Annotated in this window: 10 protein-coding genes; 8 read left to right on the plus strand and 2 right to left on the minus strand. The window is 71.4% G+C overall.

Features of this window, described 5'->3' with window-relative positions:
• Window positions 1-94 precede the first annotated feature (94 nt).
• Together OCJ37_RS03555 and OCJ37_RS03560 are read right to left on the minus strand one after the other, a co-directional pair.
• Window positions 95-2074, minus strand: a complete 1980-nt coding sequence (locus OCJ37_RS03555; protein WP_263112326.1) for a sigma-54-dependent Fis family transcriptional regulator — start codon at window positions 2072-2074, stop codon at window positions 95-97.
• 374 nt (window positions 2075-2448) lie between these two features.
• The gene (locus tag OCJ37_RS03560) at window positions 2449-3381 is read right to left on the minus strand and encodes a carbohydrate kinase family protein (RefSeq protein ID WP_263112327.1); all 933 of its coding nucleotides are present in this window, start codon (window positions 3379-3381) and stop codon (window positions 2449-2451) included.
• Window positions 3382-3641: 260 nt separating this feature from the next.
• On the opposite strand from OCJ37_RS03560, the gene OCJ37_RS03565 reads away from it, so the two are divergent.
• From OCJ37_RS03565 to OCJ37_RS03600, 8 genes are all read left to right on the plus strand, one after another.
• Entirely contained in the window at window positions 3642-4688 is a 1047-nt protein-coding gene (locus OCJ37_RS03565) for a rod shape-determining protein (RefSeq protein ID WP_263112328.1), read from the plus strand.
• A gap of 169 nt (window positions 4689-4857) precedes the next feature.
• A complete protein-coding gene (gene mreC / locus OCJ37_RS03570) occupies window positions 4858-5997 on the plus strand; it encodes a rod shape-determining protein MreC (RefSeq protein WP_263112329.1) in 1140 nt (379 codons plus the stop codon).
• A complete protein-coding gene (gene mreD, locus OCJ37_RS03575) occupies window positions 5994-6479 on the plus strand; it encodes a rod shape-determining protein MreD (protein WP_263112330.1) in 486 nt (161 codons plus the stop codon). Before mreC ends, mreD begins: the two co-directional genes overlap by 4 nt.
• Window position 6480: 1 nt before the next feature.
• Window positions 6481-8541, plus strand: a complete 2061-nt coding sequence (gene mrdA / locus OCJ37_RS03580; protein WP_263112331.1) for a penicillin-binding protein 2 — start codon at window positions 6481-6483, stop codon at window positions 8539-8541.
• Window positions 8538-9656, plus strand: a complete 1119-nt coding sequence (gene rodA, locus OCJ37_RS03585) for a rod shape-determining protein RodA (RefSeq protein WP_263112332.1) — start codon at window positions 8538-8540, stop codon at window positions 9654-9656. Before mrdA ends, rodA begins: the two co-directional genes overlap by 4 nt.
• Before the next feature lie 384 nt (window positions 9657-10040).
• Complete coding sequence (locus OCJ37_RS03590; RefSeq protein WP_263112333.1) at window positions 10041-11378, plus strand: virulence factor family protein; 1338 nt, start codon at window positions 10041-10043, stop codon at window positions 11376-11378.
• 426 nt (window positions 11379-11804) lie between these two features.
• Complete coding sequence (mltB, locus tag OCJ37_RS03595; RefSeq protein ID WP_263112334.1) at window positions 11805-12953, plus strand: lytic murein transglycosylase B; 1149 nt, start codon at window positions 11805-11807, stop codon at window positions 12951-12953.
• Window positions 12950-14398, plus strand: coding sequence for a septal ring lytic transglycosylase RlpA family protein (locus OCJ37_RS03600; RefSeq protein ID WP_263112335.1), 1449 nt, complete (start codon window positions 12950-12952; stop codon window positions 14396-14398). Before mltB ends, OCJ37_RS03600 begins: the two co-directional genes overlap by 4 nt.
• Window positions 14399-14496: the final 98 nt, after the last annotated feature.

Consider the following 14496-nt stretch of genomic DNA (forward strand, 5'->3'; position numbering starts at 1 on the left):
GACCGTCGAAGCCAAAGAGGTGTCCGGCCTCATGTCGCGGCTGAAGCCGCTCCTACAGGTGGGATGGAGAGATCGACCGGCGCGGCGCTTGCGCTCAGACCGTCGCCAACCCGTGCTTGCGCAGCTTGCGGTACAGGGTGTTGCGGCTGATGCCCAATGCGTCGGCGGTGCGGCTGACGTTCCAGCGGTGCCGTTCCAGCTGCTGTTGCAGCACGCTGCGCTCGGCGCTGTCCAGGGCGGCGCGGCCGGGCATGTCGTCGGCGGCGACCGCGTCGCCGTTGACCAGGCACGGGCCGCTGTCGGCGTCGACGATTTCCTGCGGCAGGTTGGAGATGCGGATCATGCCGTCGGCGCACAGCACCGCGGCGGTGCGCAGCACGTTGCGCAGCTGCCGCAGGTTGCCCGGCCAGGCGTAGCTGAGCAGCTTGTGCAGCGCGTCCTCGCTGATGCGCACGTGGCGCTCGCCGCTTTCCTCGCGCAGCAGGGTGCGGATCAGTTCGGCCTTGTCGCTGCGCTCGCGCAGCGGCGGCAGGTGCAGCACCACGCCGTTGAGCCGGTAGTACAGGTCCTCGCGGAACTCGCCGGCCGCCACCATCTGCCCCAGGTCGCGGTGGCTGGCGCTGATCACGTGCAGTTCCAGCGGCATCGCGCGGTCGCTGCCCAGCGGGGTCACGCTCTGTTCCTCCAGCACGCGCAGCAGGCGCGTCTGCAGCGGCAGCGGCATGTCGCCGATCTCGTCCAGGAACAGGGTGCCGCCGCTGGCCTGCAGCAGCTTGCCGTGGCGGCCCTCGCGCGCGGCATCGGTGAACGCGCCGCGGGCGTAGCCGAACAGCTCGCTCTCGATCAGCGCTTCGGGGATCGCCGCGCAGTTCACCGCCACGAACGGCCGCGCCGCCCACGGCGAGCTGCGGTGCACCGCCTTGGCGAATTCCTCCTTGCCGGTGCCGGTGGCGCCGCACAGCAGGATCGACACGCGGTGCGCGGCCAGCTTCAGCGCGTTGTCCAGGTTGTGGCGCATGCGTGGATCGGAGCCGACGTGTTCGTGCGCATAGGCGGCCTCGCCGCTGTCGGCGCTGGCGGCATGGGCGCGTGCGGCGGCGTCGTGCCGCGGCGGTTGCGCCAGGGCGAAGAAGCGGCGCCCGTGGCAGGCGCAGCGGATCGACCACAGCGTGCTGGCGTCGTTGCGCGCGCGCTGCTCCACCGTATCGAAGTCCAGCTGCATCACCTGCGAGATGTCGCGCCCGACCAGCAGGTTGCGCTCGCCCTTGCCGAGCTGGTCCAGCGCCGCCTCGTTGACCGCGAGCACGCGGCCGTCGCCGCCGATCGCCATCAGCGCCTCGTGCAGCAGGCCGGCGAATTCCGGGCGGCTGTGGAAGCGCAGGATCCACGCATGCCGGTACTGTTCCAGGAAATACGAACGGGCGATCTGCGCCGCCGACATGCGCACCAGCGCGCTGGTATGGCGCTGCACCAGCTTGGTGTCGCGCGCGTCCGGGGTGGAGGCGTCCAGCACCGCCAGCAACTGCCCGTGCGGGTCCAGGATCGGCGCGCCGCTGCACGACAGCGGCAGGTGCCGCAGCAGGTAGTGCTCGCCGCGGTGCACGCCGAGCGCGCTGCATTCCACCGCGCAGGTGCCGATGCCGTTGGTGCCCTGGTAGCGCTCGGCCCAGCTGGCGCCGCAGAACAGGCCGGTCTCGCGGAACTCGCGCAGCAGCGCCGGATCCTGCACGCTGTGCAGCACGGTCGCCTCGGCGTCGGCGACCACCACCGCGTAGCCGCCGCCGGCGATCTGCTCGTAGAGGTTCTCCATCTCCACCTTGGCGATGCGCAGCACCTCTTCCAGCCGCTGCTGGCGCTCACGCAGCCCGCTGCCGTCGTGGACCATCGGCGACGGCGTGGTGTCCGGGTTCAGCCCGTACTCGTCCAGGCAGCGCTGCCAGGAGCGCAGCAAGGCCGGCGGCAGCGGTTCGATCTGGCGGAAACGGCGCATCCGCGCCAGCAAGGCCGGTTCGACCTCGGCGGGCGACGCCTCGGCCGCGGCCTGCAGGAGGTTGGCTACAGTCAGCTCCGACACGTGGCGCCCCTCGACCCGACCCCGGATCAGGCGGCCAGTGACGCACAAACCGCCGCTGCGCTCAAACCGCACTGCAGCAAAAAGCCGGGATTGGGGAGTTGGGATTGGGGATTGGCAAGGGCCGGTGGCCCGCGGCGGACCGGTGCCGAACCCGCCAAACGAAAACCTCGCACGCGCGGCCCCCGTAAAAAGCCAAGCCCAGGCCCCGCTTTTACGATCTCCAATCCCCAATCCCGCCTCCCGAAGCCCGACCCGGCGCCGGCCAGCTCCAGCCCGCCAAAACGAAAAACCGCGCAACTGCGCGGTTCCCGTGAAAACCAAGCGGCGGGACCCGGCTGTTGCGAATCCCCACTCCCCAATCCCGAATCCCGGCCCTACAGCGCGTAGCCGAACTGCTGCTTGAACTGGTCGTTGAACTCGGCGAAGTCGAAGCGCTGGTTCTGGGTGCCGGGGTGTTCGACCTTCAGCGCGCCCATCAGGTTACCCATGCGGCCGATGGTCAGCCAGTCGCAGCCGCGCTGGATGCCGAAGATCAGGCCGGCGCGGAAGGCGTCGCCGCAGCCGGTCGGGTCGACCACGCGGCGCTCGTGCGCCGGCGGGATGTCGTAGGTCTTGCCGGGGGTGTACACCAGCGCGCCCTTCGGGCCCTGGGTGGTGATGTAGGCCTGCACCCGCGAGACGATGTCCTGCTCGCTCCAGCCGGTGCGCTCCTGCAGCAGGTTGGATTCGTAGTCGTTGACCACCACGTAGTCGGCCTGTTCGATGAAGGCGCGCAGTTCGGCGCCGTTGAACAGCGGCATCGCCTGGCCGGGGTCGAAGATGAAGGGAATGCCGTCGGCGGCGAATTCCTCGGCGTTCTGGATCATGCCCTCGCGCCCGTCCGGGCCGACCAGGCCCAGGGTCACGCCCGGCACGTCCTTCACGTGGTTCTCGTGGCTGCGCATCATCGCGCCGGGGTGGAACGCCCAGATCTGGTTGTTGTCGTGGTCGGTGACCACGAAGCCCTGCGGGGTGAACATGTCCTCGATCACCCGGACCCGCGACAGGTCGATGCCCAGCGTCTCGAAATGCTCGCGGTACGGGCCGAAGTCCTGGCCCACCGTGCCCATCGGGATCGGGTCGCCGCCCAGCAGGTGCAGGTTGTAGGCGATGTTGCCGGCGCAGCCGCCGAACTCGCGGCGCATCCGCGGCACCAGGAACGACACGTTCAGGATGTGCACCTTGTCCGGCAGGATGTGGTTCTTGAACTGGTCCGGGAACACCATGATGGTGTCGAAAGCGAGGGAACCACAGATCAGTACGGACATCGGGCAGGCCTTGGCGGAGGGATGAGCCCGCATTCAGGCGGGCGACGTGCGGGGTCGCCGCGGCGCAAAGGGTAACGGCTGCGGCCGGGCAGGGCCAGAACCACGATGCGCGGCGGTCCGGCCGCCGCGCGCAAGGCGCGGTTTTAGCGAGAATTTTCCTTGCCCGCACCCAGGTGGGTTGCTAGGCTAGCGGACTTCGTTTTCTGCCCATTTTTTCGCCATTCGGCGACGGCACGCGCCTCCCAGGACCCAATCCCCCGATGTTCAAGAAACTCCGCGGCATGTTCTCCAACGACCTGTCCATCGACCTGGGCACGGCCAACACCCTCATCTACGTGCGTGGCCAGGGCATCGTGCTGAACGAGCCGTCGGTGGTGGCGGTGCGCCAGGACCGCGCGATCGGCGGCACCCGTTCGGTGGCCGCGGTCGGCGCCGAGGCCAAGCAGATGCTCGGCCGCACCCCGGGCCACATCACCACCATCCGCCCGATGAAGGACGGCGTCATCGCCGACTTCACCTACACCGAGGCGATGCTGAAGCACTTCATCAAGAAGGTGCACAAGTCGCGCTTCCTGCGCCCGAGCCCGCGCGTGCTGGTGTGCGTGCCGGCCGGTTCGACCCAGGTCGAGCGCCGCGCGATCAAGGAATCGGCCGAGGAGGCCGGCGCGCGCGACGTGTACCTGATCGAGGAACCGATGGCCGCGGCGATCGGCGCCGGCATGCCGGTCACCGAGGCGCGCGGCTCGATGGTCATCGACATCGGCGGCGGCACCACCGAGGTGGCGGTGATCTCGCTGAACGGCATCGTCTACTCGCAGTCGGTGCGCATCGGCGGCGACCGCTTCGACGAGTCGATCACCAACTACGTGCGCCGCAACCACGGCATGCTGATCGGCGAGGCCACCGCCGAGCGGATCAAGCTGGAGATCGGCTGCGCCTACCCGCAGTCGGAAGTGCAGGAAATGGAGATCTCCGGCCGCAACCTCGCCGAGGGCGTGCCGAAGATGATCAAGATCAACTCCAACGAGGTGCTGGAGGCGCTGCACGAGCCGCTGTCGGGCATCGTCTCGGCGGTCAAGCTGGCGCTGGAGCAGACCCCGCCGGAACTGTGCGCCGACGTCGCCGAGCGCGGCATCGTGCTGACCGGCGGCGGCGCGCTGCTGCGCGACCTGGACCGGCTGATTTCCGAGGAGACCGGCCTGCACGTGCAGGTCGCCGACGACCCGCTGACCTGCGTGGCCCGCGGCGGCGGCCGCGCGCTGGAGCTGGTGGACATGCACGGCAACGAGTTCTTCGCGCCGGAGTGATCGTGAAGCCGGGAATGGGGAGTGGGGAATGGGCAATCGAACGGCCCCTCCGCACAGACATTGCCGGCTCCGCAGCCGCTACCTTGCCTGCGCCCCGGCCTGATCAAGCCGGGGATGCGCTGTTGCTTTCCGGTTCCCCCTTCCCGATTCCCCAATCCCGGCTTTAACTGTGCCTCCCTACGCCGGTCCTCCCGTCACTGCCCGCCCGGGCGAAGCCGCCAGCACGCCGCGCCTGCTGGCGTACCTGGCCCTGGCGGTGGTGCTGATCGTGCTCGACGCGCAGGCCGGCTGGCTGGCCCAGCTGCGCAGCCAGACCAACCTGCTGGTGCAGCCGCTGTGGGCGCTGGCCGGGCTGCCCGGCCGGCTCGGCTCGCAGGTGCAGGAGAACGCCGCCAGCCATGCGCAGCTGGTCAGGGAGAACCGCGCGCTGCGCAACGAGCTGCTGATCGCCAAGGCGCGCCTGACCCGGCTGCAGACCGCGGCGCTGGACAACGCGCAGCTGCGCGAGCTGCTCGGCGTGGCCGAGCGCCGCGGCCTGGACGTGCAGCTGGCGCCGATCCTGGACATCGACCTGGACCCGACCCGGCAGCGCCTGGTGCTCGACGCCGGCAGCCGCGACGGCGTGCATGTCGGCCAGGCGGTGATCGACGCCGGCGGCCTGATGGGCCAGGTGATCGAGGTGACCCCGCTGCATTCCACCGTGCTGCTGCTGACCGACCCCGACCATGCGGTGCCGGTGACCGTGGCGCGCAACGGCGTGCGCCTGATCGTCTACGGCCGCGGCGATACCCTGCAGCTGCGCGACGTGCCGCTCAGCGCCGGGGTCGAGGTGGGCGACGAGATCGTCACCTCCGGCCTGGGCGGCCGCTTCCCGGCCGGCTTCCCGGTCGGCACCGTCTCGGCGCTGCGCCCGGACGACACCCACGCCTTCCTGGTCGGCGACCTGAAGCCGGCGGCGAAGCTGGACCGGGGGCGGGATGTGTTGCTGCTGCGACCTTCGGTCGCCGCAGCGGGATTGGGGATTGGGGATTCGGGATCGGGTAAAAGCGGCGCCAGCGGTGGCGGTGGCAATGCCCATGGGCCATCCACGGCGTCCGCCGCGCCCGAACAGCCGGCGTCCCACCCGAGCCCCAATCCCCAATCCCCGATCCCGGCCTCTCCGCGATCGGCCGCCTCCCAGCCTTCCGCGCGCCCCGCGACTGCTCCCGCGGCGTCCACCGCGCCCGCCGCCCCCCAACAGCCGGTGCCTTCCCCAATCCCCACTCCCGACTCCCCAATCCCGGCGTCTCCGCAGGAGACGCAGCAATGAGCCGCCCCCGCAGCAAAGGCTGGGTGCTGCCGGTCAGCGTGATCCTGGCGCTGGTGCTGGGCTTGCTGCCGTTGCCGCTGGTGCTGCAGCCGCTGCGCCCGTATTTCCTGGCGCTGGTGGTGGCGTACTGGGTGATCGAGACGCCGGACAAGGTCGGGCTGGGCTTCGCCTTCGCCATCGGCGTGGTCGCCGACCTGCTGTACGGCGGGGTGCTCGGCGAGCAGGCGCTGCGGCTGGTGATCCTGGGCTTCATCCTGCAGCGCTTCCGCGCGCGCATCCGCTTCTTCCCGATGTCGCAGCAGGCCTTGTCGATCGGCGGGCTGCTCGTCAACGACCGCATCGTCGCCGCTGCCGTGCACCTGGCGGTGGGCGAGCCGCCGCTGCCGTGGAACTACTGGTGGGCGCCGCTGCTGGGCATGGCGCTGTGGCCGCCGCTGTTCGTGCTGCTGGACGCGCTGCGGCTGGGCCGGCGGAGCAAGTAGCGTGGCCCTGACCACCCGCCGCACGCACAAGAACCCGCACGCCGAGGCCGAGCAGTTCCGGCGCCGCGCGGCGCTGGGCTTCCTCGGCGTGCTGGTCGCGCTGGTCGCGCTGGGCGCCTGGTACTTCAAGCTGCAGGTGCTGGACCACGACATCTACGCCACGCGCTCGGACGCCAACCGGATCAAGCCGCGGCCGGTGGTGCCCGGGCGCGGCATGATCTACGACCGCAACGGCCGCCTGCTGGCCGAGAACGTGCCCGCGTTCCGGCTCGACGTGACCCCTGACAAGGTCGCCGACATGGACGCGCTGCTGGCCGAGCTGGGCAAGGTCATCGCGCTGGCGCCGGAGGACATCGAACGCTTCCAGGCCGCGCGCAAGGCCAGCCGCAGCTTCCGCCCGATCACCCTGAAGCTGCGGGTCAGCGAGGAGGAGCGCGCGCGCTTCGCGGTGGACCGCTGGCGCTTCCCGGGCGTGGAACTGGAACCGTACCTGACCCGCCACTATCCCTACGGCGAGCTGTTCGCGCACGTCATCGGCTACGTCGGCCGCATCGACGAGAAGGACCTGGAGACGCTGGGCGAGGGCAACGCGGCGTTGACCCACATCGGCAAGTCCGGGCTGGAACGCTATTACGAAGAGGCGCTGCGCGGCAAGGTCGGCTACGAGCAGGTCGAGACCAACGTGCAGGGCCGCGCGATCCGCACCGTGGGCCGGGTGCCGGCGCAATCGGGCGCCGACCTGCGCCTGTCCATCGACGCCGACCTGCAGCGCGCGATGGTCGCCGCGTTCGGCGAGTACCAGGGCTCGGCGGTGGCGATCGACCCGCGCACCGGCGAGATCCTGGCGATGGTCAGCCTGCCGTCCTACGACCCCAACCTGTTCGTCAACGGCATCTCGCATGCCGATTTCCAGGCGCTCAACGGCGACCTGTCGCGGCCGCAGTTCAACCGGCTGGTGCTGGGCGGGGTGGCGCCCGGCTCGACCATCAAGCCGTTCATGGGCCTGGCCGGGCTGGACAGCGGCACGCGCCGCCCGGAGGACAAGATCCTGTCCACCGGCATGTTCTACCTGCCCGGGGTCAGCCGCGGCTGGGGCGACTCGCACCGCGGCGGGCACGGCTGGACCGACCTGCGCAAGTCGATCTCGCAGTCGGTCAACACGTACTACTACAAGCTGGCCATCGACATGGGCATCGGCAAGGTCGACCAGTACATGTCGCGCTACGGCTTCGGCGCGCCCACCGGCATCGACCTGATCGGCGAGAGCGGCGGCATCGTGCCGTCGCCGGCGTACAAGGCGAAAAGCCGCAAGGAGGCGTGGTACCCGGGCGACACGGTCAACATCGCCATCGGCCAGGGCGACTGGAAGGTGACCCCGCTGCAGCTGGTGCGCGCGGTGGCGGGCATCGCCGACGGCCAGCTGCGCACGCCGCACCTGGTGATGGCGCGGCGCGGCGCCTTCGACCAGCCGTGGACGCCGGTGCCGCTCGGCCCGGGCAAGCCGATCAGCGACAATCCCGGCAACCTGCAGGCGGTGCGCGAAGGCATGATGGACACCATGCGCCCGGGCGGCAGCGGCCATGCGATCGCGGTCAGCGCGCCGTACCAGATGGCCGGCAAGACCGGCACCGCGCAGGTGGTCAGCCGCAAGGGCACCGCCGCGGTGGATCCGCGCAGCCTGCCGATGCACCTGCGCCACCGCTCGCTGTTCGAAGGCTTCGCCCCGGCCGAGCAGCCGACCATCGCGCTGGCGATCGCGGTGGAGGGCGGCGGCTACGGCGCCAGCACCGCCGCGCCGATCGCGCGCAAGATCTTCGATGCCTGGCTGCTCGGCCGCCTGCCCGCCGGCATCGAGCCGCTGGACAGCCTGCGCGGCGCCACCGCGTTCGGCAGCCAGCTGTACTACGCCGAGGACCCGGGCTCGCGCGCCGCCGCCGACGCGGTGGCGCTGGCCGCCGGCGAGCTGCCGGTGCTGGTCGGCCCGGTCGCGGTGGATGCGGCCAGCGTGCCGTCGCCGGCCGCGCCGCCGCCGATCCCCGACGAGATCCCGGACGAACGATGAAGGACTTCCTGCGCTGGCTGGCCGATCTCGGCGGCCGTTTCGCCCGCACCCTGGACTGGCCGCTGTGCCTGGCCCTGGGCGCGCTGATGGTGATCGGCCTGGCGGTGCTCAAGAGCGCCGGCGGCCAGACCGGCGGCAACCACCTGATGCTGGCGCAGGGCATCCGCTTCGCGATCGGCGCGGCGGCGATGTGGGGCCTGTCGCGGGTCTCGGCGCTGCGCCTGCGCGCCTGGACGCCGCTGATCTACGCGCTGTCGATGCTGCCGCTGCTGGCGGTGTTCGCGCTGGGCACCGGCAAGTACGGCCGGCAGTGGCTGGACCTGAAGGTGTTCTACCTGCAGCCGGCCGAGTTGCTGAAGATCAGCATGCCGATGATGGTGGCCTGGTACCTGCACCGCATGCCGCTGCCGCCGCGCGTGCCCACGGTGCTGGTCAGCGCGGTGATCATCGGCCTGCCGACCGCGCTGATCATGCTGCAGCCGGATTTCGGCACCGGCGTGCTGATCGCCGCCAGCGGCGCCTTCGTGCTGCTGCTGGCGGGGCTGCCGTGGTGGTGGGTGGGCATCGCGGTCGGCGGCGTCGCCGCGGCCGCGCCGGTGGCCTGGCTGTGGCTGCTGCGGCCGTACCAGAAGGACCGGATCATGATGTTCCTCAATCCGGAGAACGATGCGCTCGGCGCCGGCTGGAACATCATCCAGTCCAAGATCGCGATCGGCTCCGGCGGCCTGCACGGCAAGGGCTGGGGGCTGGGCTCGCAGTCGCACCTGAACTTCATTCCCGAGCAGACCACCGACTTCGCGTTCTCGGTGCTCAGCGAGGAATTCGGCTGGATCGGCGTGGCCACGGTGCTGACCCTGTACCTGGTGGTGATCGGGCGCTGCCTGTGGATCGCGGTGCAGGCGCGCGACACGTACTCGCGGTTGCTCGCCGGCGCCACCGGGCTGTCGTTCTTCGTCTACGTGCTGGTCAACGGCGGCATGATCTCCGGGCTGTTGCCGGTGGTCGGCGTGCCGATGCCGCTGATGAGCTACGGCGGCACCTCGGCGGTGTCGCTGCTGGCCGGGCTGGGCCTGGTGATGGCGGTCAAGGCGCACCGCCCGGTGCACGGCTACTAGTCTTCGCGCGCGGCTGTCCGCGTGCGCGCGTGCGTGGCGCGGTTGCCTGCGACCGCAGGTGTCGGCAGCCGGCGCGCGCTGGCTTAACCGCGAGCAAGCGCGGACGTGGCACCCGATTGCGGCGTATGTCGGCGCTGCGCACAATCCGCACCGATGCCACGCCGCGGTGCCGCTCGTTTCGGTCCGCCGCGCGCGCAGGACCCGTTCCGGGTGAGCCATGCGCGCGTCGACGCCGCCTGGCGCCCGCGTCCACCGAGGGAGCCTCGCGCAACGTCGATCCGGGCCTGGCCCGTGTCGTCCACCTGCGTCCGCCCGTTTGCGGCAGTCCCTTTCTTCTCTTGCTGGTTCCTGTCCGCTCGGCCGTGCCGGCATGGATGCGTGTTGATGAAATTCCCGCGATCGTGGTTGCTGGCGTGCCTGCTGCTGGGTCTGCTCGGCTATGGCGTGGCGCATGTCTATTTCGCGCCGGGCATCGTGCATTGCTGCGGCTACGGCCGCGTGGCGCTGACCCAGCCGCCGGGGCCGGTGCGGGGCATGGTGATCCTGCTCGCCAGCGGCACGCCGGCGCAGCGGCGGGCGGCGGCCGCGCGCATCGCCGCCACCGGCGCGCTGGTGGCGGCGGTCGACGGCGATCGCTACCAGGCGCGGCTGCAGCGCGCCGGCCGCGGTTGCGGCCACGCCTGGCACGATGCCGAGCAACTGAGCCGGCGCCTGCAGCGCGACCTGCGCGGCGAGCGCTATTTCCTGCCGATGCTGGCCGGGACCGGCGCCGGCGCGACCGTGGCCGAACGCATCGTCGGCGATGCACCGGCTGCGACCCTGGGCGGCGCGATCGGCGTCGCACCGGCGCCGAGCGAGGTCTGCGCCGGCACCGCGCGCGCCGTCGCCGCGCAGGGCTTCGTCGATATCGCGGCGGCACCGGCGGACTCTGCGCCGGACACGGCGCTGGCCGCCCGCGTGGCCGCGCACCTGCACGCGCCGGCCAGCGGCGGCGCGCTCGACGACCTGCCGCTGACCGAACTGCCGGTGCGCACGCCGGGCGCGCCGCTGGCGATCGTGCTGTCCGGCGACGGCGGCTGGCGCGATATCGACAAGGGCATGGCCGAGGCCCTGCAGCATCGCGGCATCGCCGTGGTGGGCTGGGACAGCCTGCGCTATTTCTGGCATGCCAAGCCGCCGGCGCAGTCCAGCGCCGACCTGGGGCGGGTCATCGCCTACTACCGGCAGCGCTGGCATCCGCAGAAGATCCTGCTGGTCGGCTATTCCTTCGGCGCCACCGCGATGCCGTTCATGTACAACCGGCTGCCGCCGGCGCAGCGCGCGCAGGTCGGGCTGCTGGCGCTGTTCGGCGTCGACCACAAGGCCGATTTCCAGATCCGCGTGCGCAACTGGCTGAACCTGGGCGATGCCGACGACGCCGAACCGGTGCTGCCGGAGATCGCGCGCATCGCGCCATCGCAGCTGCTGTGCGTCTACGGCGACCAGGAGAAGGACACGGTGTGCCCGGAACTGCGCGAGCGCGGCGTGCAGCTCGTCGCGCTGCACGGCGGCCACCATTTCGACCAGCGCCCGGCCGGCTTGGCGACGATCGTCGAGACGCGCTGGCGGCAGCTCGCGGAGGAGGCACACGGCCCGATCGTCGCGCTCGACGCCGGGCGTTCCCGCGCGGCCGCGGTGCAGCCGGCGCCGCTGCGCACGTCGAGCGGGGCGCTTTCGCGCTGATATCCGGCGCGGGCCGGTGCGGCGCCGGGCTGGACGGTGGCTTGCCGGCAGGGGCGGTCGTGGCGGCGCGCGATGCAGCGCGTGCCGCAGCGCCCATGTCTGCCCGGTCCGTCGTTTCCGGTGGTTGCGGGTAGCCATCGGCCTGCCGCCGAGAAACGCCGCGCTGGCCAGAGCGGCGTACGGGACGGCCGTGCACCACGTTTGCCAACCCACGGAGCACACGGTGGACATTGCCCGCGGCCAACGCAACGCCCGCGGCCTTGCGGTGCGACGGGGGAATGCCACCGGCACTGCCCGCGCCGCGCCGCCGCTGGCCGCCGGGATCAGCGCGGCATGAATACGCCAGTGCGCTTGACTCCAGGCAAAGTTCTTTTGTTTCATGGCGTTATTGGTGGAAATTCATCTGGACTCTGTTAACCTGCCGGCATGATTCGACGCTCGCTGATTTGCCTGATCACGCTTGGCCTGGTCGCATGCGCGACCCAGCCCAAGGCTCCGACGCCGCCGCCGCAGGCCAATGCATTGCCGCAGTCGGCGCCGCCGCCGGCGACCCCGGTGCTGCCCGCCGGCACGGCGCCCGAGGCGGCGCCCGCGCCGCCGGTCGACCTGACCCCGGTGCCGTTCGAGATCGCGCGCGCCAACTTCATCCGCGACACCGCGGCCAAGTACGGGCTGGACCCGGCGCAGATCGAGGCGACGCTGGCGCAGGCGCAGTTCAAGGATCCGATCGTGGCGGCGATGTCGCGCCCGGCCGAGCGGGTCAAGCCGTGGAACGAATACCGGCCGATGTTCATCAGCCAGGCGCGGATCGACGGCGGCCGCGCGTTCCTGGCCACGCACCGCGACGAGCTGATGCGGGTGCAGGCGCGCACCGGCGTGCCGGCCGAGATCATCGTCGCGATCATCGGCGTGGAGACCAGCTACGGCAAGAACGCCGGCAGCTACCGCGTGCTCGATGCGCTGTACACGCTGGCGTTCCGCTATCCGCGCAGCGGCGATCCGGCCAAGCTCGAACGCGAGGTGCGCCGCGAACTGTTCTTCCGCGACGAACTCGGCCAGCTGTTCGCGCTCGGCCGCGAAGAGAACCTGGACGTCACCAAGCTGATCGGCAGCTACGCCGGCGCGATGGGCCTGGGCCAGTTCATGCCGTCCAGCTACCGCCAGTTCGCGGTCGACGGCGATGGCGACGGCAAGCGCAACCTGTTCACCGACTACGACGACGCGTTCTCCTCGATCGCCAACTACTTCGTCAAGAAGGGCGGCTGGGTGCGCGACGGCCTGGTCGCGGTGCCGGCCACGCTGCGCCCCGGCGCCGAGGAATTCAATCCCACCGACTGGACCCCGAACCATTCGCTGGCCGACCTGGCCGCGCGCGGCTACCAGCCCAGCGCGCCGGTCCCGGCCGGCGCCACCGCCACGCCGATCGCGCTCGACGACGGCAGCGCCGGCAAGCAGTACTGGCTGGGCTTCCAGAACTACTACGCGATCACCCGTTACAACATTTCCAAGATGTACGCGATGGCCGTGTACCAGTTGTCCCAGGCCATCGCCGGCAAGGAGTTACCCCCGGCATGAACCCGAACGCGCTGCTCCGGATCGCCCCCGTCGTCGCACTGCTGGCGCTGGCCGCCTGCAGCAGCGCCCCGAAGAAGACCACCGGCGCCGCGGCCGCAGCGCCCGGGGTCAAGGTGGAAGGCCGCGGGCCGGCGCACGTCGCCACCGGCTGCCCGTCCACCTCGCCGTACGCACCGGCCAAGGAGGACCCGTCCACGCGCGGCAACTACACCGCCGGCGGCCTGTACGCGCCGGGGGTCAGCGACAGCACGCCCGACTACGTGCCCAACGTCGCCTGCATCCCCGAGCCGCTGGTCACCGACGAGCCGCGCTCGGCGATCGGCAACCGCTCGCCGTACATGGTGCTGGGCCGCGAATACAGGATCATCGACGACCCGCACCGCTACGTCGAACGCGGCACCGCCTCGTACTACGGCAGCAAGTTCCACGGCCGGCTGACCTCCAACCGCGAGGTCTACGACATGTACGCGTTCACCGCCGCGCACAAGACCCTGCCGCTGCCGAGCTTCGCCCTGGTCACCAACCTGGACAACGGCGAATCGGTGGTGGTGCGGGTCAACGACCGCGGCCCGTTTCACGACGACCGGGTCATCGACCTGAGCTATGCGGCGGCGGTCAAGCTCGGCATCACCGGCAAGGGCACCGGCCGGGTCGAAGTGCGCGGGCTGACCCCGGCCGACAACGGCAACCTGCTCGCCGCGCGCCGTGCCGGCAAGCAGGTCGCGACCGGCACCATGCTGGCCAGCGCGGCGCCGGGCGCCGGCACCGCCGCGCCGTCCGCCGCGGCGCGCCGCGCCACCGACATGGACAACCTGGTCAAGGCACTGCCGGCCAAGTCGGCCGCCGTCGCCGCGGCCAAGGCGCCGGCGCGCAGCGCGGCGGCGGCCGCGCCCACCGCTACCAGTGCCGCCGCGACCGCGGCGGCCTTGCCGGAAGGCGAGCGCTGGCGCTACCGCGTGCAGGCCGATGCCGACACCGCGGCCAATGCCGACCATTTCGACGACTGGATGAAATCGCGCGGCGTGCGCGTGGCCACCGGCAAGCCGGCCAAGCTCGACACGCCGGCCAAGGCCGGAGCGAGCGTGGCCGCTGCGCCGCCGCGGCGCGCCACCGCGACGGCTGCGCCAGCTCCCAGCGTTGCGGCAGCCGTGACACCGGCCCCGGCCGCGCCGGCACCGCGCGCGCTCGCCGACAACGCAGGCGCGCGCGGCCCGCTCGGCATCCTGCTGCAGGTGGCCAGTTTCGCCAGCCGCGAGAACGCCAACCGCGCGCTGTCGCAGCTGGCCTCGGCCGGCATCGCCGGCGCCAGCGTCAGCGACATCGTCTCCGGCGGGCGCACGCTGTGGCGGCTGCGGGTCGCGGCCGAGGACCATGGCCGCGCCGCGGAACTGGCCAGCCGCATCGCCGGCCTCGGTTTCGGGCGTCCGCAGATCGTCAAGGACTGAGCGCGCGCGGATCGCACGCCACGCCGAGGCGTGCGCAGCGCTCGCTCGGTGTTTACCCGGCGCTCGGCCGCCGATCGCTTAACGCCGGCTCCTGCCTG

This window comes from Xanthomonas sp. AM6, assembly GCF_025665335.1.
GTDB lineage: Bacteria > Pseudomonadota > Gammaproteobacteria > Xanthomonadales > Xanthomonadaceae > Xanthomonas_A.